This window comes from Paraburkholderia sp. SECH4 (assembly GCF_030511745.1).
In the GTDB taxonomy this organism is placed as follows: domain Bacteria; phylum Pseudomonadota; class Gammaproteobacteria; order Burkholderiales; family Burkholderiaceae; genus Paraburkholderia; species Paraburkholderia madseniana.
In genome coordinates this window covers 128,875-154,126 of sequence record NZ_JALOCP010000012.1, presented here as the reverse complement: position 1 = coordinate 154,126, position 25,252 = coordinate 128,875, and the positions used below count along the sequence as shown (strand labels likewise).

The following is a 25,252-nucleotide window of genomic DNA, read 5'->3' as shown; positions in this document are numbered from 1 at the left end:
GCGCGCGGCGGATGAACGGTATGGGAGAGGTAGGCGCTAGGGTGCGGGTTGATAAGCTCAAACCTTGAAATTATAGCGTGAAACTACCCTTCCCTCCAAATCCGAGATGGGGAGCCGGCGTAGCGGAGCGCCCTCCCAAACGGGTCGAAGTCTTGCTGCACATGGCTCAGAAGCCGGTCGACAAAATTTGTGCGGGCCAGAATCGGGATAGAGCCGGCGAATATGACCCGACCCGGCGAACCATCCACAACGGCCTTAAACCGGCCGTTCAGCGCGCGCGTGCACCGGCTGAAGCCCTGTGCGGCCGGGCAATACGTACCAGATCGCGCTCAACAATTGCAGCGCCATCAGAATGCCCCAGGCGGTGAGATGCGCGGCGGCCGGATAATGTCCGCCACTGGCCGGCCAGTGCGACAGCACCGCGCCGACGCCAATCTGGAAGCCGAAAATCAGCAGAAAGATGATCAGTGTCAGGGTGGTGTTCACCCGGCCGATCATCTGCGCCGGGAAGTGCCGCGCCATCACCGCGTAGCTGAGAATCCCGGTACCGCCGAAGATCCCATACGCCGCCCACAGCAGGCTCGCGGGCAGCGGCGCATTGAACATGATCAGCAACTGGGTGACGACGAACAGCGCCATGCCGGTGCCGCAAAACACGTACAGCGAGACACCGCGCCGCTCGAGGCTGCGCGCGGCCGCGCCGAAGCCCACGCAGCCGGCCATCATCGCGAAGCCGAGAACCGATACGAGCGCGGCAGCTTCACGCGGCTCGAAGCCCTGCACGTCGCGCAACCAGGCGCCGACCCACAGCGATTGCATCGCGTAGAACACGCCTTGCGTGACGACCGAAAACGACGCGATCTTCCAGAATGCCGCGCTCTTCAAAATGTGCAAAGTGCCCTTGAACTGGGCGCCGAGACTTGCCTGGTGATGGGTTTCCTTTGCGTCTGGCGCGAGGGTCCACTGCGCGACTGCCACGAGAACCGTCAGCAAACCCAAGCCAACGCAGACCGCGCGCCAACTGGCGAAGCCCAGCACCCACGTGAGCGGAGAGCCAACCATCACGCCGCCGAAACCGCCAATCGCCATCACCAGCCCGTTCATCAACGGCAACCGTGCCGACGCGAAATGCTGCGCCAACGCCTTGAAGGCGGCGCCGAGACACACGGACACGCCGACGCCGATCAGCAGACGCCCGACCATCATCGCGCCAACGCCGTGCGCCGCTCCGAACACCCAGATTCCCAGCGCGGCAAATAGCAGGGTGACCGCCGTCACCCGACGCGCGCCGAAGTGGTCGAGCAACACGCCCGCCGGAATCTGCGCGCCCGCGAAACCGAGGAAATACAGACTGGTGAGCAAACCGAGATCCGTGGCCGACAAGCCGAGATCGTGTGTGATGAAGGGCGCAAAGCCCAGATTGACGCCGCGAAACACGTACGAAACAAAGTAACCGGCGGAAAACAGCAGAAAGACGCGCAACTGGGTGGACGACATGAGCTTTGAAATGAGCGGCCGACAAGGCCTGAGCACGAACGATAAATGAAATGAGCGAAATTCGCCTGAATTGATCTGCAGAATGAAAAACGCCGTCACCCTAAGGTGACGGCGTCGGAATAACACGGTGCGTGATCGGAGCGCAATTCATGCGCTGCCCCCGCAACGCATGTGGTCACTACCGTGGAGCCGCTTTTTGGTCTACTTACCCTTCTTCGCGTTGGCCACGGTCTTCTGGCGGCTATCTGCCGCGGCCTTCGACGCCTTGCTGGACGTGGAAGCCGACACCTTCGTCATCTTGCCCTTGCTGGCGCCGGACGTTGTCGGCTTGCTCGCTTTATCCACCGGTTCAGACACCTTCACCACGGCGGAGCGGCCACGACCCTTTTTCTTATCGTAGCGCGAATCGTTCTTCGTGTCTGTGACACGGGTGCCGATCTTCTCGACGCCGCCGCCCTGCACGTCAGTCGCGATGCGTTCCGGACCCGGTTCGCTCGGCATCGCCTTGCCAACCGGCACGTGCAGCACGATCACCTGACCACGCGAAACCTGATCGCGATGCGTGCGATTCCACGCCTTCAACTGACCGATCGAGACGCCGTAACGCACTGCGATCGCGGCCATCGATTGATTGCGGCGCACCCGGATCAGCATCTTGCGGGTGTCGGGGACATCGGGCTCCATGGCCAGCACGGCGCTTTCGGCGACGTCGGCGCTGATGTCTTCGTCATCGTCCGAACCACGCGGCACCACGATCGTGGAACCCGGTTTCAAACGCATGCCGGCCGGAATCTTGTTCACTTCCATCAGCGTGTCGGCATCGACACCGATCTTTTGCGCGATCGCCGCCGGCGCCGAGCGCTCCGTGACCGTATACGTGGTCCAGGACGACAGCGAGCCGGAATAGGCCTTCAGATTACGTTCGAAGGCGCTGGCGTTATCGAACGGCAGCAGGATTTGCGGCTGCGTGGCGCCGAGAATCACCGGCTTCCTGAACGACGGGTTCAGCGAGCGGAATTCGTCCGGCGACAGATTCGCGAGTTTTGCCGCCATGTCCACGTCGATGTCGTGCGAGGTCGTGACCGTCACGAAATACGGGTGATTTGGAATCGACGGCAGCGTGAGCCCGTACATCTGGGGGTTCATCACGATGTTCTTCACCGCCTGCAACTTGGGCACGTAGTTGCGCGTCTCGTTCGGCATGCGCAGGCTGAGGTAGTCGGTGGGCAGCCCCGCCGCTTCGTTGCGCGCGATCGCGCGCTGCACGTTGCCCTCACCCCAGTTGTACGCGGCGAGCGCCAGTTGCCAGTCGCCGAACATGTCATGCAGACGGGACAGGTAGTCGAGCGCGGCGCTGGTCGAAGCCAGCACGTCGCGGCGCTCGTCCTGCCACATGTTCTGCTTGAGGTTGTAGGTGCGGCCCGTGCCCGGCATGAACTGCCACATGCCGGCGGCCTTCGCCACCGACAACGCCTGCGGGCTGTATGCGGATTCGATGAACGGCAGCAACGCAAGCTCGGTCGGCATATTGCGCGCTTCGAGCTCTTCGACGATGTGGTACAGGTATTTCTGCGAGCGCTCGGTCATGCGCTGCACGTAATCCGGGCGCTGCGCATACCAGTTGACCTGCATGTCGACGAGGTCGGTTTGCAGATCCGGCATTTGAAAACCACGGCGAATACGGCCCCACAAATCGGCGTCCGCGCTCGTCAGTTGACTGACCGAGCCTTGATCGACGTTGATCGTCTCTTTGGCGGTGGCTGTCTTGCGAAGGGCGTCGGCTACGGCTTGCTGGCTGGCGGGGTTTGTTGCGGTGGTAGGGCTATTCGTCGCCGGTCCCTGACTCGCGCAAGCGGCGAGTGTCAGGACCAACAACGCACTAAAGATAAATCGCATGAACGTCTCGGCTTCCACAAGGGCTGGAATTTGCAGCCGATAGTACGAAACGGCAACGTTTACGTCAATCGGAAAATTACGAAAAAAATCAAGGAAATCTTAGGCTTGGCGAATTTTTGCGATTCTTCGCGTGAGGAACACCCCGATGCTCAACGGGTCAACGGAAGCGGTTTTTCCATTCGCGCATCAGCGTAAATGCGGTCAAACGATCGGACACTTTTTCGTGCAACTGCTCTTGCAAGGTAGCGCGAATCGCCGGACTGTCGGCGCGTAAAAACGGATTCACGGCGCGTTCGTGGGCGATGGTGGTGGGCAGCGTCGGCACATGGCGCGCGCGCAATTCGCTCGCCGTGTCGCGCCAGGCTTGCAATTCGGCGTTGCCCGGCTCGCAGGCGAGCGCGAAGCGGATGTTCGACAAGGTGTACTCGTGGGCGCAGTGAACCTCGGTCGCGCCGGGCAGCGCGGCCAGCGCATCCAGCGACGCCAGCATCTGCGTGGGCGTGCCTTCGAACAAGCGGCCGCAGCCGCACGCGAACAGCGTGTCGCCACAAAACACGTGCGGCGTGCCGCGCGGGTCGGCCGCCTGAAAATAGGCAATGTGACCGCTTGTGTGACCGGGCACGTCGAGTACGCTGAATTCGAGTGCGGGGGCCGCGATCGTCACGTGATCGCCGTTATTGAGACGATGCGTGAGATGCTGGATCGCCTCACCAGCGGGGCCGTACACGGGAACGGCCTGGCCGTTCAGCAGATCGGCCACCCCACCGACATGGTCTTGGTGATGGTGCGTGAGTAAAATAGCGCTCAGCCGCCAACCCCGTTTCGCCAGATATGCGCGCACGGGGGCGGCCTCACCCGGATCGACGACCACCGCATGATGCCCGTCGGAAACGACCCAGATGTAATTGTCTTCAAACGCCGGGACCGGTACGTACTCGAGCGCATTCATAGGTGACGCATTCTCTGATATGACTGATCGAGCAATTATAGACTGGCCCGCCTGGACCGATTCACCGCCCGGCCGCTACGTACTCGAGTGGGAACAGACCCAGCTCGATCGCGTGGTGTCCGACGTGTTCGGTTACCATGCGCTGCAACTCGGCCTGCCGCAGCTCGACGCCCTGCGCGAGAACCGCATGCCGTGCCGCGGGCTCGTGCTCGACGCAGCGAGCGGCGCGAGTGCGCCCTACACTTTTCCGCGCGGCCTCGGGCGCGCCGGGAATGGCTCGGGCAAGGGCATGGGTAACAGCGCCGCGCAAGGTCTGCCCGCGGGTTTGCCTGCGCCCGCTGGACGCAGCGCTGTCTGGTGCGATCTGCTCGACTTGCCGTTCGAAGCACAAAGCGTCGACCTGATTGTGATGCCGCATACGCTGGAATTCACGAGCGACCCGCACCGGCTGCTGCGCGAAGCGGAGCGCGTGCTGATGCCCGAAGGCCAGTTGATCATTCTCGGCTTCAATTCGCTGTCGCTGTGGGGCGCGCGCCAATCGGTCGGCAAGATGACGGGCCGGCCGTTCGTGCCCGCCGCAGTCGACCTGATCGCCTTCACGCGCCTGAAAGACTGGATCAAATTGCTGGGTTTCGACCTTGAACGCGGGCGCTTTGGCTGCTATCGTCCGCCGCTCGGCAGCGAACAATGGCTGTCCCGCTATGGCTTCATGGAAGCCGCCGGCGACCGCTGGTGGCCGATTTTCGGCGCCACCTACATGATCAAGGCGATCAAGCGCGTGCGCGGCATGCGCCTCGTCGGCCCGCTGAAAGTCAAGAAACCTGTCCTCGCCGCGGGCCTCGCGCCCGCCGCCACTCCGAACACACGCAACCACACACAATGACTTCCGACATCATCGATATTTATACCGACGGCGCCTGCAAGGGCAACCCCGGCCCCGGCGGCTGGGGCGCGCTGCTGCGCTTCGGCGATCAGGAAAAAGAACTGTTCGGCGGTGAGCCCAACACCACCAACAATCGCATGGAACTGATGGGCGTGATCGGCGCTCTCGAGGCGCTCAAGCGCCCCTGCAAGGCCGTCGTGCACACTGACTCGCAGTACGTGCAGAAAGGCATCAGCGAATGGATTCACGGCTGGAAGAAAAAAGGCTGGATCACCGCCGCGAAGCAACCGGTGAAGAACGCCGATCTCTGGAAGCGGCTCGATGCGCTCGTCGCGCAGCACGAAATTGAATGGCGCTGGGTGCGCGGTCACAACGGCCACCCGGAAAACGAACGCGCGGATCAACTGGCCAATCGCGGCGTCGCGTCACTCGCAGAAATGTGATGCGTGCCGTGATGTCCGCGGCGACGCCCACGCGCGCGCCCTTCTTTTTTGCTGATTTTTTTAGAGCAGGCTAATCCGACATGCGTCAACTCATCCTCGATACCGAAACCACCGGCCTGAATGCACGAACCGGCGACCGGATCCTTGAACTCGGTTGCGTCGAAATGGTGAACCGCCGGCTCACGGGCAACAACCTGCATTTCTACATCAACCCGGAACGCGAAAGCGATCCGGGCGCTTTGGCCGTTCACGGGCTGACCACCGAGTTCCTGAGCGACAAGCCAAAGTTCGCCGAGATTGCCGATCAGATTCGCGACTTCATTCAGGACGCGGAACTGATCATTCACAACGCGCCGTTCGACATCGGCTTTCTGGATGCCGAATTTGCGTTGCTGGGTTTGCCGCCGGTGAAAACCTACTGCGGCGAGATCATCGATACGCTCGCGCGCGCCAAGCAGATGTTCCCGGGCAAGCGCAATTCGCTCGACGCGCTGTGCGACCGCTTCGGCATCAGCAACGCACACCGCACCTTGCACGGCGCACTGCTCGACTCGGAACTGCTTGCCGAGGTTTACCTGGCAATGACGCGCGGCCAGGAGAGCCTCGTTATCGACATGCTCGGCGATTCGCACGGCGGCGGCGATGCGAACGCACCGCGCATCGCGATCGATTCGCTGAATCTGGTCGTGATCGCCGCGAGCGACGACGAAGTCGCCGAACATCAGGCCGTGCTCGACGGTCTCGACAAAGCGGTCAAAGGCACGAGCGTGTGGCGTCTCGAACCGGCTCCGGCTGCGGCCGCGGATGAGCAAACCACTTAAAAAGTACTAGACGAGTCGAAAAATCCCTGACATAATTCGGCTCTCTTCGGGTGGTTAGCTCAGCGGTAGAGCACTGCCTTCACACGGCAGGGGTCACAGGTTCAATCCCTGTACCACCCACCAGATTCGCTGGTTCCCGAAGAACCGCAAGAGAAAGCCCTTAGACGAAAGTCGAGGGCTTTTTTGTTTTTGCTTCCGCTTGATTCTGTTTGTTTCCAGCATGCGCGCGCCGGATTGATCACGTGTGTGTGCGTCGATACGCATCTGCATCTGCGCCGACTCTGCTTCGAAGTCAACACCGAACTTTCGTACGATTGCGGCCGCGAAATACTGCTGATATAGTCAGTTTTCGGGCACTCGCCCCGTCCATTCCTTCACTTCATTCGACTACAGGGAGGCGTCACATGTTCGCAGTGCATATCGCTCTCCCTGGGATGGCTTCACGACCATTCTCGCGACCTTAAGTTTGTCGCGTTGTCGCTCACGCGGTTCTGCCTGACCAGGCGTCCCGTGCAATTCCCAGACAGTCCGTAGTCTCATTGCCGGCATTGCTGTCAACACAGCGCGGCTCGCTTGACTGTCTCTTCCTTTCGCTCCTGACTGGAACCTCGGTGCGCTCGCGCGCCACCGGGTCGTGGCAAATGACTAGAAAAAAACTCGACTTTCGTGGACAAGCCTTCAAGGACGTCCTTGGCTTCACCTTCCGTCACTGGGCCAAACAGCCCTGGCGCATCTTCGTCATTGCGGCGCTGGTGCTGCTCTCGGCTTTGGCCGACGTACTCACGCCGATGTTCGCCGGGCGGCTCGTCGACGCGATCGCATCCGGCTCCGCCGGCGACGCCGTCGCGTGGCACGCGGCGATCACGGCCTTCTGCGTGCTGGGTGCGCTCGGGCTCGGCGCCACACTGCTTCGCCAGGGCGTGTTCTTCAACCTCATCAGGCTGACGCTCAAGATGATGAGCGAGATCGCCGGGAACGCTTTTCATCGCGTGCAACGCTTTTCGACGGACTGGCACGCCAACAGCTTCGCCGGATCCACCGTGCGCAAGATCACGCGCGGCATGTGGGCGCTCGATCTGCTCAACGACACGTTGCTGGTCGCGCTGCTGCCGTCGCTGGTCATGCTGGTCGGCGCAACGGTGCTGCTCGGCTGGCGCTGGCCGATGATGGGCGCGGTCGTCGGTATTGGTTCGGTGCTCTATATCGCGGCGACCGTGGCCCTGTCGCTCGGCTTCGTTGCGCCCGCCGCGCGCCTCGCTAACGCGTGGGACACGCGCATGGGCGGCGCCCTCGCCGACGCAGTCAGCTGCAATGGCGTGGTGAAAGCGTTCGGCGCCGAAGCGCGCGAAGAAGCCCTGCTCGAGCGTGTGATCGTCAAGTGGCGTCATCGCACGCGCCGCACGTGGATTCGCGGCACGATCAACGGCGGCGTGCAGGGCAGCATGCTGGTGGCGATCCAGGCCGCCATTCTCGGCGCCGCGTTGCTGTTGTGGGTGCGCGGCGAAGCGAGCGTCGGCGATATCACGTTCGCGCTGACGATGTTCTTCATGCTGCAAGGCTATCTGCGCGACGTAGGCATGCACATCCGCAACCTGCAGCGCTCCGTCAACGACATGGAAGAACTGGTGTCGCTGGAGAGCCAGCCGCTGGGCATCGAAGACCGCCCCGGCGCGGGCCCGATCTCGATCGGCAAAGGCGAAATTCGCTTCGAGCACGTTACCTTCCACTACGGTGCGAAAGCCACGCCGCTCTACGACAACTTCTCCGTGCGCATCGCGCCGGGAGAACGCGTCGGACTGGTCGGGCATTCGGGTTCGGGGAAGACGACTTTCATCAAGCTGATCCAGCGGCTCTACGACATTTCGGAAGGCCGGATCACGATCGACGGTCAGGATATCGCCCGTGTGCGGCAGGCGTCGTTGCGCAGCCAGATCGCCATCGTTCAGCAGGAGCCGGTGCTGTTTCACCGCTCGTTGGCGGAGAACATCGCCTATGCACGGCCCGGTGCGAGCCGTGCCGAGATCGAACGCGCCGCGAAGCTCGCGAGTGCGCACGGCTTTATCTCGGCGCTGCCTCAAGGTTACGACACGCTGGTGGGCGAACGCGGTATCAAGCTCTCGGGTGGCGAACGTCAGCGTGTAGCGATTGCGCGGGCGTTTCTCGCGGACGCGCCGATCCTGATTCTGGACGAAGCGACCTCGAGCCTCGACAGCGAAAGCGAAGTGCTGATCCAGCAGGCCATGGAACGGCTGATGATGGGCCGCACGACGCTGGTGGTGGCGCACCGTCTGTCCACCGTGCGAGCGCTGGACAGACTGCTGGTGCTGGACAAGGGCAAGGTCATCGAGGAAGGTAGTCACGAGGCGTTGATCAGACTCGAGAACGGCTTGTACAGGCGCTTGTTCGAACGTCAGGCGCTGGAGTTGATCAAGGGCCTGGGCGATTCGGAAGTCATGCACAAGACCGCGGGCGCGAAGGCGAATCGACGCGATGATTCAGACTTGCTGGTCGAAAAGTAAATTGCGAAGAAGCGTGCGGGACGTCCTGCAGAAGCCGCCGTAACAGGCGTTTTCTGCAGGCTTACGCACTTACACCACGCCCGCAGGCAGCCCGATGCCGCGCGCCATGCCGGTCGCCGCGAACACCATCAACACCAGCAGCACGGTCTGGATCACACTGAACCGCGCATAACTACGGGCCTTTCGCAAATCAGGCGGCGCGCCTTTTCTGATACTTGCGCGCCAGCGCATCAGGCCGAGCATCGTCGGGACTTCGAGAATGAGTATCAGCACGAGCAGCGTCATCTTCAAGTGAAAGAGCGGCTCATGCAGGTAGTAGTCGGCGCCCTTTTCGAAACCGCCGAAGGCGCGCATCAGACCGGTGACGATCAGCACCAAAGCCGAAAGACCCCACCGCGAGTCGGAGCGGAATACGGATCGCAGCGCAGCAGGCACGCTGGCTCGCCGCAATGACCAGGTGCGCCGAAGAATCGACGCGAGGGCAAAGCCATAAGCAAGTAGATGAAGGGCGGCAAGCAACCAGCGAACCAGCATAGCGACTCCTGAAAACGACGCAATACGATCGATGTATCTCTCACTCGCCCACCGAAACGCCGGGCGGCACTTTTTCTTACATGTCTTATTATCGACTACCGCACTTTACGATGTCTGCTTCGCCCGCGTGTTGTAGCTGACTGTCCGGAGCGACAGTTTCAGACTTGCCGCAACGATGTGTCGAGCGCTCGCGCGGCGACCCGATCGCCCTCGGTAGTCAGCGCGGCGCGGAACACGGTTTGCCGATTGTGTCCCGCCGCAGCCGGCGAATCCCACAGCAATTCGATTTTCGGACGTCGGCCGAAGCCGCTGCGCACCAGCGCAGGCGCGCCGACCGAACCGACCGGCGCTGCAGGTCGACCCGCTTCACCGGCAACACCGAACGCCACCGCCGGGGCAGGCGCCGGCGGCGCGCCCATGCCTGGCGCCGCCGCCCAGCGCACGGACAATTCGCGAGCGTCGTACTGCCCCACCTTGCGACGCTCGGCCCAGACGACCACCGTGCGCGTGGCCGGATCGAGCGAGACCGCATAGCGGCCGATTGCAAAGCGCCGCGCAGCGATATTGGTTCGCCAGAGCGCGCGCGGCCGGCAAATCCACACGACCGCCGCGTACAACGCCGGTGCCGCCAACAGCCAGCCGTTGGTGGCCGCCACCGCCTGCGCGGCGCGCCGCCAACCGGCGCTCGCCGCAAATGCGCCGACCGACCAGACAGCAAACAGGAATCCGAGGAAAGCAAACAGACGCACCGCCTGCCGCAACCATTGCGGCAGCGGATGCAACGGGCGCTCGGCCACGGCGCGGGCGCCCGGCAGGAAGATCAGCAGGAACAGGAACACCAGGTTGATGCACGCCCACGGCGAGGACACCATCGCCGACAGCGACGCGCCCAGGTCCATCTGCGCCATCGAAAAGAGCCAGCGAGTGAGGAGCACGAGACCGATGGCGCGCAGCGCGAAAATCATTCCGGCGCCGGGCGCCGCGTTCGCACGCGTCTCTTTCGTTCTCGCCAAAGCATCCTCCTGTCGTCGACGGCGCCGCAGCCAGATTTGCGGCACGGCCATTATAGGGATATTACCGAGACAGGCTCATGCTTGCCGGTCCCAAAACCGTACTTTCTGCCGCATACGCGCAAAATCGCGGCGCGCATGCAACAACGCCCCGCAGGCGAGATGCACGCGGGGCGTTGCTGGGGCAGCCGAACCATCGATCACTGGGCGCCGAAAGCGCGCGCCCGGCCAGCCGGTCTGGCTGCTTTTACGTACCGTACTTAGCTGGCGCTCAACTGGCGTTCACTTCGCGCAGCACCGTGCGATGCTTCTGACGCAGCAGCTCTTCGTAGGTGGCAACGTAGTTCTTCGCCATGACCTTCGACGAGAAGCGCGCTTCGAATGCCTTGCGCACTCCGGTGCGCGGCAGCGTGTGCAGACGCTTCACTGCGGCGACCGCGCTGATTTCGTCTTCGACGACGAAACCCGACACGCCGTTTTCGATCACTTCCGGCACCGAACCACGGTTGAACGCGATCACCGGCGTACCGCAAGCCATTGCTTCGATCATCACCAGACCGAAGGGCTCCGGCCAGTCGATCGGGAACACCAGTGCGTGCGCGTTGCCGAGGAACTCACGCTTTTCGGTTTCGCCGATTTCGCCAATGTATTCGACGTGCGGGAGCGCCATCAGCGGCTTGATCACTTCTTCATAATAGGCACGATCGGCCTTGTCGATCTTGGCGGCGACCTTGAGCTTCATGCCTGCCTGGCCGGCGATGCGGATCGCACGGTCGAGACCCTTCTCCGGCGAGACGCGGCCAAGGAATGCGAGGTAGCCCGGCTCGACGTCCTTGATCGGCGTGAGCACGTTTTCCGGCAGCCCGTGATAAACGGTTTGCAGCCAGTTCGCCTGTTGCAGCGGGATGCGCTGGTTGTCCGAAATCGACACCACCGGCACGTCGCTGAACGTGTTGAAGATCGGCTGCAGTTCCGGCAGATCGAGACGGCCGTGCAGCGTGGTCAGGAACGGCACCGGCTGGCGGGCGAACAGCGAGAACGGGTAGTAGTCGATGTGGAAATGCAGCACGTCGAATTCGTCCGCGCGGCGGCGCACTTCTTCCAGCAGCAGCATATGCGGCGCCATCACGTCGCGGATGGTCGGGTCGAGGCGCAGCGCCTGCGGCCAGAACGCTTCGAGCTTCGCCGAGGTTTGCGAATCGCCGCTTGCGAAAAGCGTGACGTCATGGCCCTGTTCAACCAGCGCTTCGGTCAGGTAGGACACCACGCGTTCCGTCCCGCCGTAAAGCTTGGGAGGAACCGCCTCGTGCAAGGGAGCGATTTGAGCGATTCGCATAATGAAGAACTCCTCGTAAAAAATCAGGCAAAAGTACTGCGTTTGGTAAAAGCGACTCGCTTGCTCGCCAGGGCAGTCTGGCCGGATATGCCGGCGCGGGCCTGATTCTTTCGAGAAATCCTGCGATGGATCGCTTGGGTAGTGAGCCCAGATCAGCAGTTCGCTGTCTGCGCATGTGCCGGTAAACGCACACATGGCACCTACGTTGACAAACTGTCAGATATTTCGGTGGGCTAGCAGAGCATGCATTATCAATGCCGGGGATCTCGCTGCACCACAACATTTCAAAGTCTTTACGTTGTTACAAAGGCGAAACACTTTACAAACCCTTGTTTTATAAGACAGTTCTACAGTAGCAACTGGCTTGCAACGCTGCCCCGAAGACGGTCGCTGTAAGCTCCTGTGTCAACTTTGCCGGCAGGCATTGAAGAAATGCCGCACCGCAGTTGAATGCAATTTGTAATTATATCCCGAAATATTCCGCAGCCTGCGTGAACCACCGCACCATCGGCGGGTCGAGCAACAGTAGGTCGCGGTCGTCTATCGCGAAATCAGTCGCGTCATTGCCCGGATACACAGGGCGCAATCGCTTTTGCATGTTTACAATGCGAAGCATCGGCTTCGCGGCGAAGGCTTTTGCTGTGGCCCATGCCTTGCATGCACAACCTGAAACACACCGACCTCACGATCAATTGGAACACTTAACCATCGCCCAGCGTAACGCCCAGAACGCAAAGCTTGCGAGCTATGCGCACAGGCCGCTTGCGTTTCTTTTCCGCTTTATTCGCCGCCATCCGCTCGCGCATGCGATCGTCCTGTGCAGCGTGTTCGCGGCCGTGGGCTGTGCGCTCGCTTCGCAATACGCGATCAAGCATCTGATCGATGTGCTCGGCGAAGGCCGGCATCACCCCGGTCCGTTGTGGGGCGCGTTCGCCATCCTGGTTGGCCTGATTGCCGCCGACAACCTGCTGTGGCGGGTCGGCGGCTGGGTGGCCGCGCATACCTTCGTGGCCGTAACTGGCGACCTGCGGCGCGATTTGTTCCAGTATTTAAGCGGCCACTCGCCGACTTACTACTCGGAGAAACAGCCGGGCATGCTGGCGAGCCGCATCACGGCAACCTCGAACGCGGTCTACACCGCCGAAAACACCACCGCCTGGAACGTGCTGCCGCCGTGTATCGCGGTGCTCGGCGCGATCGTCATGATCACCGCCGTGAATCCGCTGATGGCGGGCGGCCTGATGCTGTGTTCGGCCATTCTGTCGGTCGTGCTTTACAAACTTGCCGGGCGTGGCTCGGCGCGGCATCACCATTTCGCCACGAAAGCAGCGTCGGTGGACGGTGAGCTGGTCGACGTGATCAGCAACATGGGCCTCGTGCGCGCCTTCGGCATGACGTTTCGCGAGCAGCAGCGTTTCGGCGCGACCGTCAAAGCGGAAATGGAAGCGCGCCAGCAAAGCCTGCTGTATCTGGAAAAGCTGCGCCTGCTGCATGCAGTGATCACCGCGCTGCTGTCGGCAGGCTTGCTGGGCTGGGCGCTGTGGCTGTGGGATCAAGGCCGTGCGACCTCCGGCGACATCGTGCTGGTCAGCTCGCTCGGCTTCACGATTCTGCACGGCACGCGTGATCTGGCCGTGGCGCTGGTCGACGTCACGCAGCACGTCGCGCGACTCGCGGAAGCCGTGCGCACCCTGCTCGAGCCCCACGGCATGCCGGACCGCGACGGCGCCACCGAACTCGTGCCGCAAGGCGGCCGGGTCGATTTCGAAGGCGTGACGTTCGCCTACCCGCGCCGCCGGCCGATTCTCGATCACTTCGACCTGCATATCGAGCCGGGCCAGCGGGTCGGCCTGATCGGCAAGTCGGGCGCGGGCAAATCCACCGTGCTGGCGCTGCTGCAGCGTTTCTACGAGACGCAGGGCGGCGCCATCAAGATCGACGGTCAGGACATCGCTGCGATCACCCAGGACAGCCTGCGCCACACAATCGCGCTGGTGCCGCAGGATATTTCCCTGTTCCATCGCACGGTGTACGAAAACATCGCTTACGGCCGCCCTGAAGCGACCCGGGAAGAAGTGGTCGCCGCCGCGCGCGAAGCCCGCTGCAGCGATTTCATCGAAGCCATGCCGGAAGGGTTCGACACGATCGTCGGCGACCGCGGTGTCAAGCTCTCCGGCGGACAGCGCCAGCGCATCGCGATTGCGCGCGCAATCCTGAAGAACGCGCCGATCCTGCTGCTCGACGAAGCCACCTCGGCGCTCGACAGCGCCTCGGAAGAAGCGATCCAGAAAGCGCTCGACCGGCTGATGGTGGGCCGCACGGTGATCGCGATCGCGCACCGGTTGTCGACACTGAACAACTTCGACCGGATCATCGTGATGAGCCAAGGCAAGGTCATCGACGACGGCAGTCCGGAAGAGTTGCGCCAGCGGCCGGGCCTGTATCGCGATCTGCTTTCGAAGCAGTACGGCAAGGGCACCACGCTGCATGTCGGCGGCAAGAAGGTGGACGAACAGCACGTGGTCTAGTCAACACACCGCCTTCTGCTGCTTCAGCAACACCCGCAGCAATAAACAAAAAAGCCGCTTTCGTGCGGCTTTTTTGTTTTCCAAAGGCACTTCTAATCGGGCCTGAAAACCACCTATCCGACCGTGGTTTCGCGCGCCGCCTTCTTGCCCGATCCGGCACGCACCTTCACGGTTCTGGTGCTTTTCGCACCATCGACGCGCTGAAGATCGCGCATGAAGTTGTCGCGCCACACCGATACGTTGTTCTCGCGCAATTGCACCATCATGTCGCGATGACGCGCCTGGCGCTCCACAAGCGGCATCTCCAGCGCTCTCGCCAACGCCTCGGCCATACCGTCGATATCGACCGGATTCACGATCAGCGCACCATCCAGTTCCTGCGCGGCGCCGGCAAAGCGTGACAGCACGAGCACGCCCGGATTGTCCGGATCCTGCGCCGACACGTACTCCTTGGCGACGAGGTTCATGCCGTCGCGCAACGGCGTGACGTAGCCGACATGCGCGGTACGAAACAACGCAGCCAGCACCGAGCGCTCGTACTGCTTATGGATGTACAGGATTGGTGTCCAGTCCAGTTCGGCAAACCGGCCGTTGATGCGCCCCGACTCCCCTTCGAGCTGCAGGCGGATGTCCTGGTACGCGTGCATGTCGGCGCGCGTCGGCGGTGCGATTTGCAGGAACGACACCTGGTTGCGTTGCGCGGTGAAATGTTCCAGCAAGCGCTCGAACGCGCGGAAACGTTCGACCAGCCCCTTCGAATAATCGAGGCGGTCCACGCTCATGATCAGCTTGCGCGAATGCAGCGCCGTCTTCATCGTGCGCACCGGTTTGCCGCGCTCGCCCGCTTTCGCGAGCTCGGCGATTTCGTCCGGATAGACGCCGATCGGATAGGCCGCCGCGCGCAAGGTGCGGCCGAACGCATGGACGCCCAGCGGCCCGCTGGCTGACACGTCGACCGTGCCGTTCGCCTCATTGACGATGTAGTCGCAGAACGCCCGCAAATCCGGCGCGGTCTGGAAACCGAGCAGATCGAACGAGCACAGCGCTTCGACCAGCTCGCGATGCGGCGGTACCGCCAGCAATACCTGCGACGCCGGAAACGGAATATGCAGGAAAAAGCCGATGCGATTTTTCACGCCGGCCGCACGCAACGCCTGGGCGAACGGAATCAGGTGATAGTCGTGGACCCAGATCACGTCGTCTTCGCGCAATAGCGGGACCAGTTGCTGAGCGAGCCACGCGTTGACGCGGCAGTAGCCTTCGAAGTCGTGCCGGTCGTATTGCAGCAGATCGGCGCGATAGTGGAACGCGGGCCACAGCGTGGCGTTCGAGAAACCGCGGTAGTACTGGTCGTAGTCACGGCGCATCAGCGCGATGGTCGCGAAGGTCACCGGTCCGCGCTCTTCCACCTTGATCTGCGGCTGGCCCGAGCTCAGCACATCGCCGCTCCAGCCAAACCACATGCCGCCGGTTTCCTTCAGCGCGTCGTACACGCCGACCGCCAGGCCGCCCGCCGCCGGGCCGCCCTCCGAGATCGGCGCAACCCGGTTCGATACGATGATCAGTCGGCTCATGAAGCGCGATTCCCGATGCAGTAAGTCATGGTCGTTAGGGGATGAGGCGCCACGGGCGGTGTCAAGATCACGCTCCGCGCGCGGCCGCGACAATCGATTCCAGCCAGTCGAGCAACGCCGTGACCGATTCGATGCGCGTATGCGCCATCGTGTCTCCCGCACCCACCTTGATCGACAGGCCGCCGCGCTCGTTGACGACAGCAAAGCCTTTCTCGTCGGTCAGATCGTCGCCGGCAAACACCGGCGTGCGGCCCACGAACGGCGGCTCTTCCAGAAACGCGCGCATCGCGCGGCCCTTGTCGACGTCCTTCGGCTTGATTTCGTAGACCATCTTGCCCGGCTGCAGCACATACGAGCCGGGATAATCGGCCACCAGCCGCTCGGTCGCCTCGCGCGCCACCGGTTCGCGGTCGGGAGCGTTGCGGTAGTGCAGCGCGAGCGCCGCGCCTTTGATCTCGAGCAGCATGCCGGGATGTTCGTTGACGACCTGCGCGAGCACCTGCTCCATGCGCAACAGGCGTTCGTCGTGAAAACCGATGCGCTGTGTGTCGCCGTTCGCGTCGCGCCGCTCGGCGCCATGCAGACCGGCAATCGGCAGATCGGGCATGCCGAGAAAACCGTCGATGCTGTCGATACCGCGGCCCGACACGATCGCGACCGCGCCATTCGTGAGACTGCGCAACTCGCTCAGCAACACGATCACGCGCGGTTGCACCAGCACGCCGTCCGGCGTGGGCGCGAGTTCGACGAGCGTGCCATCGAAGTCGAAGAAAAATGCCGTCTCACCAGGAGACAGAACAGCCGGAAGTGCTTGCATCGGTTAATTTTGCCTTTCAGCCTTCTGCGGCCGGAAAAGTGTGCGCATCTTACCGCGCATCCGTCAATTTTTCGAGAAAGTAAGCCGGGACACAAGCCTGGCCGGGTAGCGCAGCCGGCGCTGCTCACGATTGCGTTCAAAAAGAGAACAATCGGGCTTCAGCGAGCTTTCAGCCGCCTGCGTCAAATTGCCTCGCAAACCGCGCGCCCGCGGGCGCTGCGCGACGTCTTCGGAGATTTTGCGATACAGTCGCTGCCACACAGACCATTGCAGCGACAACCCTATTTGCACACCATGACGGGCCGCGCGCCTGGCACGAACCAACCGAGTCCGTTTACGGGCAGCGTCAGGCGCCGCTCTTCAATCGAGTCATTGAACCCTGCTTTGTTCCCCATCCTCTCGTCCCGCCACCAACAGTCGAATCGCTTAACGCCACGCCGGCCGTGGCCCGGGCGCCTGGTCGCGTTGACCGCGATGGTAGGCGCACTCGCTGCGCTAGCCGGCTGCACACATCGCGCCGAACCGTTCCAGTTGACCAACGTGACCGGCCACTTGCCGGATCTCGATTTCACCCTAACTGGCGACGACGGCCGCACCGTAACCGGTGATTCGTTCAAAGGCCGCACCTCGCTCGTCTACTTTGGTTATACGCATTGTCCGGACGTCTGCCCAGAAACGATGGGTCGCCTGATGCAGGTGCTCGGCAAACTCGGCCCGGACGCGCAAAAAGTGCGCATCCTGTTCATCACCGTCGATCCGGCACGCGACACGCCCAAAGCGCTGCATGATTACGTCGGCGCTTTCGACTCGCAGCACGCCGAGGGCCTGACCGGCACCGACTGGCAGATCGAGTCGCTAGCCAAGCGTTACCGGGTCGCCTATCAGATGGAAAAACGCGACCCCAACGGCAACTACGAAGTCACCCATAGCTCGGCCGTCTACGTGTTCGACCCGCAAGGCCACGCGCGCCTGCTCGCCACCGATCACGATACGCCCGATGCGATCGCACAAGACCTGCGCCGCATCATCGATGACCGTTCCTGACCTTTCCCGAGTTCACCCATGTCGATCAAGATCAAAACGTTCGCCGCACTGAGCTGCACGCTCGCCCTCTCATTCGGTTTCGCTTCGGCCGCGCATGCCGCCGGTGCGAACGCGATCAGCGTCAAGGACGCGTGGGTGCGCTGGCTGCCGAACAACCTCCCCGCCGCCGGCTACGTGACGCTGGTGAACGCGAGTGACAAGCCGGTCGACCTCGTCGATATTTCCAGCAACGACTACGGCGACGCGATGCTGCATCAAACCGTATCGAACGGCTCAACGCAAAAGATGGTGATGGTCGACAAGCTGACGGTGCCCGCGCACGGCCAGGTAGCGATTGCGCCGGGCGGCTATCACGTGATGCTCGAAGACGCGAAGCACAAGGTCGCACCGGGCGACACCGTGCATCTGACGCTGAAGTTCTCCGACGGCGAAACGCTCGATACGCCGTTCGCCGTCAAGTCGCCCGCCCAGACCAAGTAACGTCCCGCGATGAACCTGCTCTACTGGCTCGACCCCTGGGAGTTTTCGCCGACCGTCGTCATCGCCTTGCTGGTGCCGGCGATTCTTTTCGTGCGTGGTGCGGACAAAGCGAAAGTGTCGATTCGCCGGCGCATTTCCTTCTGGTTTGGGTTGGTCGCGTTGTATATCGCGCTGCATACGCGGCTCGATTATTTCTTCGAGCATGAGTTCTTCATGCATCGCGCGCAGCATCTGGTGTTGCATCACCTCGGGCCGTTCTTTATCGCCCTCTCCTATCCGGGCGCCGCGTTGCGCGCGGGCATTCCGTTCAGTTGGCGGCAGCGCTTCGTGCGGCCGGCGCTGGAGACTCCCGTAGTACGCAAGTTGCTCGACGTGGTGATGCATCCGGTAGTCGCCGTCACGTTGTTCGTCGGGTTGATCTACTTCTGGCTGATGTCGCCAATTCATTTCGTGGCGATGCTCGACTGGCGGCTCTATCGCGTGATGAACTGGAGCATGGTGATCGACGGGCTGCTGTTCTGGTGGCTCGTGCTCGATCCGCGTCCTGCGCCGCCGGCGCGTTTGTCGCCCGGCAAGCGCGTACTGGTGGTGATTGCTGCGATTCCGCCGCAGATCATGCTCGGCGCATTTATCTTCTTTACGCCGCGCGAGCTCTATCCGATCTACTCGATCTGCGGCCGCGCCTTCACGTGGCTGAGCCCGATGCGCGATCAGCAAATCGGCGGGCTGTTGCTGTGGATTCCGGGCTCGATGATGAGCGTGATCGGCGCGCTGTTGGCGTTGCGTCACTGGATGCGGCTGTCGGCACGCGGACGTCTGCGCGGCGAGCGGCACGTTAAGGCGACGCAAGGCTTGACGCAGCCCGCGTCGGTGCCTGCGAGCAGCCAGCGCTGAGCATTTCGAATCGAATGAAGTCGTCGCGGCGTTTGAAGCCGGTCGGCGCATGCGCACCGAGTCCGATTGCGACCCGGTTCTTTAAGCCGAACGCATCCACACGTGCGGGATGCCGTCCTCTTCGTGAATCTCCGACACCGGCGTAAAGCCGAACGCCCCGTAGAAACCTTGCAGATGCGCCTGCGCATGCAAACGGATCGGCGTACCCGGCCACTGCACCCGGATATGCGCGAGCGAGCGTTCGAGCATCGCGTTGCCGACGCCGATGCCGCGGAATTCCGCCGTGGTCAGTACGCGGCCGATGCGGATATCGGTGTCGTCGGCGTCCGCCAACAGCACGCGCAAATAGCCCGCGAGCTGCGGCTTCTTTTCACCGGGGCCAAAGGCAAACAGGTGCCAGGCATCTGAATCGAGCCCGTCGATATCGCCATACAAGCAGTTCTGCTCGATCACGAACACCGCGCTGCGCGCGGCCAGCATCGCGTAGACTTCGGCGGCCGTGAGGTCTTCGAACGCTTTCCAGCGCCATTCGAGTTGCGCCAGTCGTGTGCTGGCGGTTTGCTGCGGTTCGGTCATGGAATGGCTTCAAAAAGAGGTGCGCCGGCAGGGGCGGCGGCAATGCGAAATTATGCCGCGCGTGGCGATCTTAGGCTATGCCGCGCCGATATTGGCGAGTTCGGTGGCGACCCACACGCATGCTGCGTTCAGCCGCCATGCGCCCGACCGCACCCCCGTTACGCCACGCATTCAGGACGCTTCACGGTCAATCGCGTTGATGCGGCCGCCAGCCGCAATCCTGCTACGCGCTTGCAAAAACCGGCTCGACGGGCTGTGCGAGACAGTCGATCAGGTTACCGGGTCCGCACAAATGCAGCGCGCCCACCACCACCAAAGTCCGCTCCGGCCGCCGGAGCAGCGCCGTCACACGCGCCGCCCACGCGCGATTGCGCGCATCGAGAATGGCGTGGCGGATGCCGGGCAGATTGAACATCGGCGACTCGACAGCGATCTGTTGCACGGCTTCCAGATCGCCATGCAGCCACGCGGTGTGCATCCGCTCGAGCGTGCGCTGCGGTTCGTCGAGATCGGCCATCAGCATGCCGAGTGCGGTGCCAACTGCTTCAAGCGAAATCGATTCGAGCGACGCCGCCACCTCCTGCGCGGTCTCGAGATACTGGTACGGTTTGGCTTGCGTGAGCGCCGAGCGCAGCATGCGCGGCTCGACACCTTCGACGACCTGCTGAAACAGCGTCGGCGCGACGATCAACGCGGCCCACGGACGTAGCTCGACGAGCGGCGCCAACGGGCCCTCGACGGGCCACACAGCTTGCAGCCGATTCCAGGCATCGGCGGATAGCAAAGGCCGCAGTTGATCGGCACCGCCCTGCGGGGGAGCCTTCAGAAACGGCAGGATCGTCGGCGGATCGGATTCGAAGACCAGCGATTCGGCCCAGTCATACGCTTCGGCGATCCACGGCGGCGTTCTGCGACTCGTCGCCGGAAACAGATGCATCGAGCCGAGCAGACGGACGTTGGTGCCGGTGAGTTGTAGGTACATGCAGCCTCGTGTAGACGGGCAATTGCGCAAAGCGGCAATCGGGCAATTCAATCAGCGGCGCGCAGCGCGGCGGCCCGGCTCGCGGCCCCTCGCCACGCGGTCCGCACCGTGAACGCGACGAACAGCAGGAAAGCGATCTGCGAAACGTACAGGTCCATGCGGATCGGATGATGCAGCGCGAACCATGAATTGTGCACCACGTCTGTCACGACGACAGCGACACAGAGGATCAGCCCTGCTCTCGGACTCAACAGTAATAACAGAACCGTGAGCGGGTCGATAAAGAGCAGTGACGTCCAGTAGATTTGTGTCAGCGGCGCCGCGCCGCCGTAGTCCCACCAGAGCCCATGGACCAAAGCCACTTGCAGATGCGCCCAGGTGGCGCCGCACAGACATAGCGCGTAGATCAGGCGCAAATAGAAGGAGCGGCGTTCGATATCCTGGATGCGCATGATGTCGATGAGGGAGCGTTGGAGTCTGCGAACTATAGCGTTGCGCGCAGATGGACATGGACGCAGCGGCGTATCGTAAGCGGCGACCTGAGTACCAAGGCTAAAAGGAGAGACACGAAGTACGAGGTGCACGACGCCGGATAAAAGAAAAGCCCCGACAAGTCGGGGCTTTTCTTTACATCAACTACTGGAGGCGCGAGCCGGAGTCGAACCGGCCTAAACGGCTTTGCAGGCCGCTGCATAACCGCTTTGCTATCGCGCCGCAAGCGGACTGGAACCTAGCTGCAGATTCTCAGATTTGTCTGGTGGGTAACCGTAAGGACTGACCCACCAAACAAAAAGGGAAGCGTTGCTTCCCCTTATGTATGGAGCGGGAGACGAGGCTCGAACGAACTCGCGACCTCAACCTTGGCAAGGTTGCGCTCTACCAACTGAGCTACTCCCGCATTGCCCTACTTCACAACGCCTTGCACTTTTACTTCGCCAAACAACGCGTTGCTTCAAAATTTGGAGCGGGAGACGAGGCTCGAACTCGCGACCTCAACCTTGGCAAGGTTGCGCTCTACCAACTGAGCTACTCCCGCAATGTGCTGCTAACTACTGCCTTATTACTGCAACTGCTCTCTTACTGCTACCGCGCTTCAAACTGCGTGCATCGGAGAAACGAGATTATGGAGAAACGACTGAAACGTGTCAACCCCTTTTGCGAATGTCTTTAACGGAAAAGATTTCACTCATGCTTGCCCGACGTTCGGACACGCTTCAGCCGCTCGGGCGTCGCGCCCCGAACGTTTTCCAATCAGGCGACGCCACTCCGCTCGCGGATCTGCGGCCACGCGAGTTTCATGTAGTAGAGCATCGACCAGATCGTCAGGAACGCGGCCAGATAGATCAGCCACAGGCCCCACACGCGCGTATCGACAGACACCCCGCCACCGAACGGCAACGGCCCGTAGAACAGCAGCATCGGAATCGCGACCATCTGGCACACCGTCTTGAACTTGCCGAGCGAATTCACCGCGACACTCTTCGATGCGCCGATCTGCGCCATCCACTCACGCAGTGCCGAGATGGCGATCTCGCGCCCAACGATCACCAGCGCGATCGCCGAATCGATCCGTGCCAGTTGCACGAGCACCAGCAGCGCAGCCGTCACCATCAGCTTGTCGGCGACCGGATCGAGAAACGCGCCGAACGCCGAGGTCTGATTCCATTTACGGGCCAGAAAGCCGTCGAACCAGTCGGTGAGCGCCGCCAGAATGAAAATCGTCGCGGCGGCCAGATTGCGGTGTGCCGGGCTCATCATCATGTCAGGCAAATAGAACACGCCGACGACGAGCGGAATCAGGACGATCCGCAGCCAAGTCAGGAAAATCGGGAAATTAAACGGCATGGGCAGGCGCAGCGTCTGACAAGGGAGATGCAATTGTGCCGTGTCACAGGGCCTGCCACAAGCAAAGCGGCGCGCGGGGGCTGGCACGTGCAGCGCCGGAGCACCGCTTGCCGGACACTTATCACCCGCTTGCTGAGCGCTTCTGCGCCACCTATCGACCGCTCGCTGCCCCTCCTCGGGCAGCGTGGCGTACCGCAATCAGTGCAACTGCCGATAGATCTGCTCGGCAAGCGCCTGCGAAATTCCTTCGACGCTCGCCAGATCCTCGACGCTGGCCGCGACCACCCCGCGCAGCCCGCCGAAGCGCGCCAACAGCCGCTGACGCCGCTTCGCGCCCACCCCTTCGAGTTCTTCGAGCCGCGAGGTCTGGCGAGTCTTGCCGCGCTTCGCGCGCATACCGGTAATCGCAAAGCGGTGCGCCTCGTCACGAATTTGCGCGACCAGCATCAGCGCAGCGCTTTCCTTGCCGAGTTCGAGCGCCGCGCGGCCGTCCGCGAAAATCAAGGTTTCGAGACCGACCTTGCGTCCTTCGCCCTTCGCGACACCGACCAGCATGCCGGTATCGAGACCCAGTTCGGTGAACACCTGGCGCGCGATTTCAACCTGACCCTTGCCACCGTCGATCAACACGATAGTCGGCAGGATGCCGCCGGCCGCAGCCGGTTCCGCGGCATCCGCTGCGAGTGACGGATCCGCGGCTGCGTCGCTTTGCAATTCGGCGGCTTCGTCCGCGGCGTTCGCAGCCGCCTGCGCAACCATCTTCTCGTAGCGGCGCGTCAGCACCTGGCGCATCGCCGCGTAGTCGTCACCGGGCGTAATGCCGGTGATGTTGTAGCGCCGGTATTCGGACGACTGCATCTTGTGATGGTGATACACCACGCACGATGCCTGCGTCGCCTCGCCCATTGTGTGGCTGATGTCGAAGCACTCGATACGCAGATGCGCGAGATCGTCGTACTCCATGCCGAGCGTGTCCGTGAGCGCGCGCGTACGGGCCTGCTGCGAGCCTTGTTCCGAGAGCAGGCGTGCGAGCGCGAGCCGCGCGTTCTGCTCGGCCATCGCGAGCCATGCGCGCCGTTGACCTTGCGGCTGGCGCAGCACCGTCACTTTATGGCCGGCCTGCTCGATCAGCACGTCGACCAGCTCGCGTGTGGACGGCGCATGGCTGACCACGAGCACCGGCGGGACGCGATTGCCGATGTAGTGCTGCGCGATGAACGCCTCCAGCACTTCAGATTCGATGCCGCCGACGGTTGCACGGCCTTTGCGTGGCGCCGAAGGCTCGACTTCGGACTCGACCGCATCACCCTCTTCATCTTCGGCCTCGACAGCAGCATCTGCCTCGTCATCATCCTCTTCGGACGGCATCTCCCCGGCGATTGCGAGCGCGTCGGTTGCATCGGACGATGCGCTCACGCTGTTTGCAGCCTCGTCAGACACCAGACCCGCACCGCTCGCGACATCGACCAGCAGTTCATCGTCGCCGCCTTGTTCAAGCCCGCCCTCGCCGACCGTCAACGCGCTTTCCACGTGCGACGGAAAATACGCCTTGTCGCCCAGATGACGTCCGCCGCGCACCATCGCGAGATTCACGCACACGCGCCCGCCGAGGGCAACCACCGCGAGAATATCCACATCGCTATCGCCGCCGACTTCGATCGCCTGCTGATGCAGCACCGTCGACAGCGAGCTCATCTGATTGCGCACCGCCGCGGCCTGCTCGAACTTCAGTTCGCTCGCGAACGCGTGCATTTTCTGCTCGAGCTCCTTCATCACTTCGCCCTGGCGGCCGAGCAGAAAGCGCGACGCGTTGGCGACATCGCGCGCGTAATCTTCTTCGCTAATCGCCGCGACGCACGGGGCCGTGCAACGGCCGATCTGATGCAGCAGACACGGCCGTGTGCGGTTGTTGAACACGGAATCCTCACACGTACGCAACTGGAAGACGCGTTGCAGGATCTGGATGCTTTCGCGCACCGCCCACGCACTCGGGAACGGCCCGAAGTACTGGTTCTTGCGATCCACCGAGCCGCGGTAGTACGCCATGCGCGGAAACTTGTGACCGGTCAGCTTGAGATAGGGATACGACTTGTCGTCGCGAAACAGGATGTTGTAACGCGGCGCCAACGCCTTGATCAGGTTGTTTTCGAGCAGCAGCGCTTCGGCCTCGGAGCGCGTGACGGTCGTCTCGATGCGCGCAATGCGCGTCACCATCATCGCGATGCGCGGCGACAGTTGGGTCTTCGTGAAGTAGCTCGAGACGCGCTTCTTGAGATCGCGCGCCTTGCCCACGTAAAGCACCGTGCCCTGCGTATCGTAATAGCGATAGACGCCGGGCAGATGCGGCAATTGGGCGAGCACTTTTTTCGGCTCGAAAACGTCGGTTGCTTCAGGTTCGGTCATGCAGAATCGGTTGGCTGGGACAGTGTCGCGAAGCCTCTGCTCACGCGCTGCGCGCTGAATGTTCACTGAGGCGCGGAACCGCGGGCGAGTGCTTTAGAATCGCCAGTTTAGAGCATTCCGCGTGCGTTCGAACCCTGCTGCATCGAATGGCGTGATGCACCGGTAGAAGGCGGCGACCGAAGCCGATTGCGGCACCCGCCAGCAAGACCCTGCAGAACCCG

Annotated in this window: 21 protein-coding genes and 4 tRNA genes; 9 read left to right on the top strand and 16 right to left on the bottom strand. The window is 62.4% G+C overall.

Translation table 11 applies throughout. The features are described 5' to 3' along the window. Nucleotides 1–255 precede the first annotated feature (255 nt). From M0D67_RS18525 to gloB, 3 genes are all read right to left on the bottom strand, one after another. Nucleotides 256–1,497 carry a nitrate/nitrite transporter gene (locus M0D67_RS18525; RefSeq protein WP_171925341.1) on the bottom strand — a complete coding sequence of 414 codons (1,242 nt, stop codon included), beginning with the start codon at nt 1,495–1,497 and terminating at the stop codon, nt 256–258. A gap of 201 nt (nt 1,498–1,698) precedes the next feature. After that, on the bottom strand, nt 1,699–3,393 hold the full coding sequence (locus M0D67_RS18520; RefSeq protein WP_171925342.1) for a transglycosylase SLT domain-containing protein: 1,695 nt from the start codon (nt 3,391–3,393) through the stop codon (nt 1,699–1,701). Nucleotides 3,394–3,550: 157 nt separating this feature from the next. After that, nucleotides 3,551–4,342 (bottom strand): hydroxyacylglutathione hydrolase, encoded by a 792-nt coding sequence (gene gloB / locus M0D67_RS18515; protein WP_154565272.1) that lies wholly within the window; start codon nt 4,340–4,342, stop codon nt 3,551–3,553. A 19-nt stretch (nt 4,343–4,361) separates the two neighbouring features. Here gloB and M0D67_RS18510 point away from each other — a divergent pair, with 19 nt between their 5' ends. From M0D67_RS18510 to M0D67_RS18490, 5 genes are all read left to right on the top strand, one after another. Next, a complete protein-coding gene (locus tag M0D67_RS18510) occupies nt 4,362–5,225 on the top strand; it encodes a class I SAM-dependent methyltransferase (protein WP_154565273.1) in 864 nt (287 codons plus the stop codon). Next, nucleotides 5,222–5,668: a ribonuclease HI gene (gene rnhA / locus M0D67_RS18505; RefSeq protein ID WP_154565274.1), complete on the top strand. Its 447-nt coding sequence runs from the start codon at nt 5,222–5,224 to the stop codon at nt 5,666–5,668. The genes M0D67_RS18510 and rnhA overlap by 4 nt, the downstream gene beginning before the upstream one ends. An 80-nt stretch (nt 5,669–5,748) precedes the next feature. Beyond that, on the top strand, nt 5,749–6,489 hold the full coding sequence (dnaQ, locus tag M0D67_RS18500) for a DNA polymerase III subunit epsilon (protein WP_171925344.1): 741 nt from the start codon (nt 5,749–5,751) through the stop codon (nt 6,487–6,489). Between the two features lie 48 nt (nt 6,490–6,537). Continuing rightward, nucleotides 6,538–6,612: transfer RNA gene (locus tag M0D67_RS18495), tRNA-Val, on the top strand. Nucleotides 6,613–7,130: 518 nt separating this feature from the next. Beyond that, nucleotides 7,131–9,008, top strand: a complete 1,878-nt coding sequence (locus M0D67_RS18490; protein ID WP_154565276.1) for an ABC transporter ATP-binding protein — start codon at nt 7,131–7,133, stop codon at nt 9,006–9,008. Between the two features lie 69 nt (nt 9,009–9,077). On the opposite strand, the gene M0D67_RS18485 is transcribed toward M0D67_RS18490, so the two are convergent. The 3 genes from M0D67_RS18485 to M0D67_RS18475 all read right to left on the bottom strand — a co-directional run bounded on the left by M0D67_RS18485 (nt 9,078) and on the right by M0D67_RS18475 (nt 11,888). Continuing rightward, nucleotides 9,078–9,542, bottom strand: coding sequence for a DUF2214 family protein (locus tag M0D67_RS18485; RefSeq protein ID WP_154565277.1), 465 nt, complete (start codon nt 9,540–9,542; stop codon nt 9,078–9,080). Nucleotides 9,543–9,700: 158 nt separating this feature from the next. Next, entirely contained in the window at nt 9,701–10,555 is an 855-nt protein-coding gene (locus M0D67_RS18480) for a hypothetical protein (RefSeq protein WP_154565278.1), read from the bottom strand. A 268-nt stretch (nt 10,556–10,823) separates the two neighbouring features. Further along, nucleotides 10,824–11,888: a glycosyltransferase family 4 protein gene (locus M0D67_RS18475; protein ID WP_154565279.1), complete on the bottom strand. Its 1,065-nt coding sequence runs from the start codon at nt 11,886–11,888 to the stop codon at nt 10,824–10,826. Nucleotides 11,889–12,580: 692 nt separating this feature from the next. Here M0D67_RS18475 and M0D67_RS18470 point away from each other — a divergent pair. After that, on the top strand, nt 12,581–14,416 hold the full coding sequence (locus M0D67_RS18470; RefSeq protein ID WP_154565280.1) for an ABC transporter ATP-binding protein: 1,836 nt from the start codon (nt 12,581–12,583) through the stop codon (nt 14,414–14,416). A gap of 113 nt (nt 14,417–14,529) precedes the next feature. Here M0D67_RS18470 and otsA read toward each other — a convergent pair whose 3' ends face one another. Then, nucleotides 14,530–15,990 (bottom strand): alpha,alpha-trehalose-phosphate synthase (UDP-forming), encoded by a 1,461-nt coding sequence (otsA, locus tag M0D67_RS18465; RefSeq protein WP_266239345.1) that lies wholly within the window; start codon nt 15,988–15,990, stop codon nt 14,530–14,532. Nucleotides 15,991–16,057: 67 nt separating this feature from the next. Beyond that, nucleotides 16,058–16,807 (bottom strand): trehalose-phosphatase, encoded by a 750-nt coding sequence (gene otsB, locus M0D67_RS18460; RefSeq protein WP_154565282.1) that lies wholly within the window; start codon nt 16,805–16,807, stop codon nt 16,058–16,060. 474 nt (nt 16,808–17,281) lie between these two features. On the opposite strand from otsB, the gene M0D67_RS18455 reads away from it, so the two are divergent. From M0D67_RS18455 to M0D67_RS18445, 3 genes are read left to right on the top strand one after another with little or no spacing between them, the layout of a single operon-like run. Further along, complete coding sequence (locus M0D67_RS18455; protein ID WP_233468704.1) at nt 17,282–17,851, top strand: SCO family protein; 570 nt, start codon at nt 17,282–17,284, stop codon at nt 17,849–17,851. Nucleotides 17,852–17,869: 18 nt separating this feature from the next. Next, complete coding sequence (locus M0D67_RS18450; RefSeq protein WP_054036246.1) at nt 17,870–18,331, top strand: copper chaperone PCu(A)C; 462 nt, start codon at nt 17,870–17,872, stop codon at nt 18,329–18,331. 9 nt (nt 18,332–18,340) lie between these two features. Next, a complete protein-coding gene (locus M0D67_RS18445) occupies nt 18,341–19,225 on the top strand; it encodes a cytochrome c oxidase assembly protein (RefSeq protein WP_171925348.1) in 885 nt (294 codons plus the stop codon). Nucleotides 19,226–19,306: 81 nt separating this feature from the next. On the opposite strand, the gene M0D67_RS18440 is transcribed toward M0D67_RS18445, so the two are convergent. The 8 genes from M0D67_RS18440 to uvrC all read right to left on the bottom strand — a co-directional run bounded on the left by M0D67_RS18440 (nt 19,307) and on the right by uvrC (nt 25,031). Then, the gene (locus tag M0D67_RS18440) at nt 19,307–19,801 is read right to left on the bottom strand and encodes a GNAT family N-acetyltransferase (protein ID WP_171925349.1); all 495 of its coding nucleotides are present in this window, start codon (nt 19,799–19,801) and stop codon (nt 19,307–19,309) included. Between the two features lie 223 nt (nt 19,802–20,024). Continuing rightward, nucleotides 20,025–20,783 carry a TraB/GumN family protein gene (locus tag M0D67_RS18435; RefSeq protein WP_171925350.1) on the bottom strand — a complete coding sequence of 253 codons (759 nt, stop codon included), beginning with the start codon at nt 20,781–20,783 and terminating at the stop codon, nt 20,025–20,027. A 47-nt stretch (nt 20,784–20,830) separates the two neighbouring features. Continuing rightward, nucleotides 20,831–21,235 (bottom strand): hypothetical protein, encoded by a 405-nt coding sequence (locus M0D67_RS18430; RefSeq protein ID WP_171925351.1) that lies wholly within the window; start codon nt 21,233–21,235, stop codon nt 20,831–20,833. Nucleotides 21,236–21,423: 188 nt separating this feature from the next. Continuing rightward, nucleotides 21,424–21,497: transfer RNA gene (locus tag M0D67_RS18425), tRNA-Cys, on the bottom strand. Between the two features lie 104 nt (nt 21,498–21,601). Continuing rightward, nucleotides 21,602–21,681, bottom strand: a tRNA-Gly gene (locus M0D67_RS18420). 62 nt (nt 21,682–21,743) lie between these two features. Continuing rightward, a tRNA-Gly gene (locus tag M0D67_RS18415) sits at nt 21,744–21,819 on the bottom strand. Between the two features lie 215 nt (nt 21,820–22,034). Beyond that, nucleotides 22,035–22,628, bottom strand: a complete 594-nt coding sequence (gene pgsA, locus M0D67_RS18410; protein WP_054036235.1) for a CDP-diacylglycerol--glycerol-3-phosphate 3-phosphatidyltransferase — start codon at nt 22,626–22,628, stop codon at nt 22,035–22,037. Nucleotides 22,629–22,826: 198 nt separating this feature from the next. After that, the gene (gene uvrC / locus M0D67_RS18405) at nt 22,827–25,031 is read right to left on the bottom strand and encodes an excinuclease ABC subunit UvrC (protein WP_266239344.1); all 2,205 of its coding nucleotides are present in this window, start codon (nt 25,029–25,031) and stop codon (nt 22,827–22,829) included. Nucleotides 25,032–25,252: the final 221 nt, after the last annotated feature.

Bases quoted from the DNA above. Each gene is read 5' to 3' on its own strand.
- M0D67_RS18490 (WP_154565276.1), top strand. From the start codon at position 7,131: ATGACTAGAAAAAAACTCGACTTTCGTGGACAAGCCTTCAAGGACGTC.
- otsA (WP_266239345.1), bottom strand. From the start codon at position 15,990: ATGAGCCGACTGATCATCGTATCGAACCGGGTTGCGCCGATCTCGGAG.
- M0D67_RS18475 (WP_154565279.1), bottom strand. From the start codon at position 11,888: ATGCGAATCGCTCAAATCGCTCCCTTGCACGAGGCGGTTCCTCCCAAG.
- M0D67_RS18435 (WP_171925350.1), bottom strand. From the start codon at position 20,783: ATGTACCTACAACTCACCGGCACCAACGTCCGTCTGCTCGGCTCGATG.
- dnaQ (WP_171925344.1), top strand. From the start codon at position 5,749: ATGCGTCAACTCATCCTCGATACCGAAACCACCGGCCTGAATGCACGA.
- gloB (WP_154565272.1), bottom strand. From the start codon at position 4,342: ATGAATGCGCTCGAGTACGTACCGGTCCCGGCGTTTGAAGACAATTAC.
- uvrC (WP_266239344.1), bottom strand. From the start codon at position 25,031: ATGACCGAACCTGAAGCAACCGACGTTTTCGAGCCGAAAAAAGTGCTC.
- M0D67_RS18450 (WP_054036246.1), top strand. From the start codon at position 17,870: ATGTCGATCAAGATCAAAACGTTCGCCGCACTGAGCTGCACGCTCGCC.
- otsB (WP_154565282.1), bottom strand. From the start codon at position 16,807: ATGCAAGCACTTCCGGCTGTTCTGTCTCCTGGTGAGACGGCATTTTTC.
- pgsA (WP_054036235.1), bottom strand. From the start codon at position 22,628: ATGCCGTTTAATTTCCCGATTTTCCTGACTTGGCTGCGGATCGTCCTG.
- M0D67_RS18510 (WP_154565273.1), top strand. From the start codon at position 4,362: ATGACTGATCGAGCAATTATAGACTGGCCCGCCTGGACCGATTCACCG.
- M0D67_RS18485 (WP_154565277.1), bottom strand. From the start codon at position 9,542: ATGCTGGTTCGCTGGTTGCTTGCCGCCCTTCATCTACTTGCTTATGGC.
- M0D67_RS18445 (WP_171925348.1), top strand. From the start codon at position 18,341: ATGAACCTGCTCTACTGGCTCGACCCCTGGGAGTTTTCGCCGACCGTC.
- rnhA (WP_154565274.1), top strand. From the start codon at position 5,222: ATGACTTCCGACATCATCGATATTTATACCGACGGCGCCTGCAAGGGC.
- M0D67_RS18520 (WP_171925342.1), bottom strand. From the start codon at position 3,393: ATGCGATTTATCTTTAGTGCGTTGTTGGTCCTGACACTCGCCGCTTGC.
- M0D67_RS18430 (WP_171925351.1), bottom strand. From the start codon at position 21,235: ATGCGCATCCAGGATATCGAACGCCGCTCCTTCTATTTGCGCCTGATC.
- M0D67_RS18525 (WP_171925341.1), bottom strand. From the start codon at position 1,497: ATGTCGTCCACCCAGTTGCGCGTCTTTCTGCTGTTTTCCGCCGGTTAC.
- M0D67_RS18455 (WP_233468704.1), top strand. From the start codon at position 17,282: ATGGTAGGCGCACTCGCTGCGCTAGCCGGCTGCACACATCGCGCCGAA.
- M0D67_RS18440 (WP_171925349.1), bottom strand. From the start codon at position 19,801: ATGACCGAACCGCAGCAAACCGCCAGCACACGACTGGCGCAACTCGAA.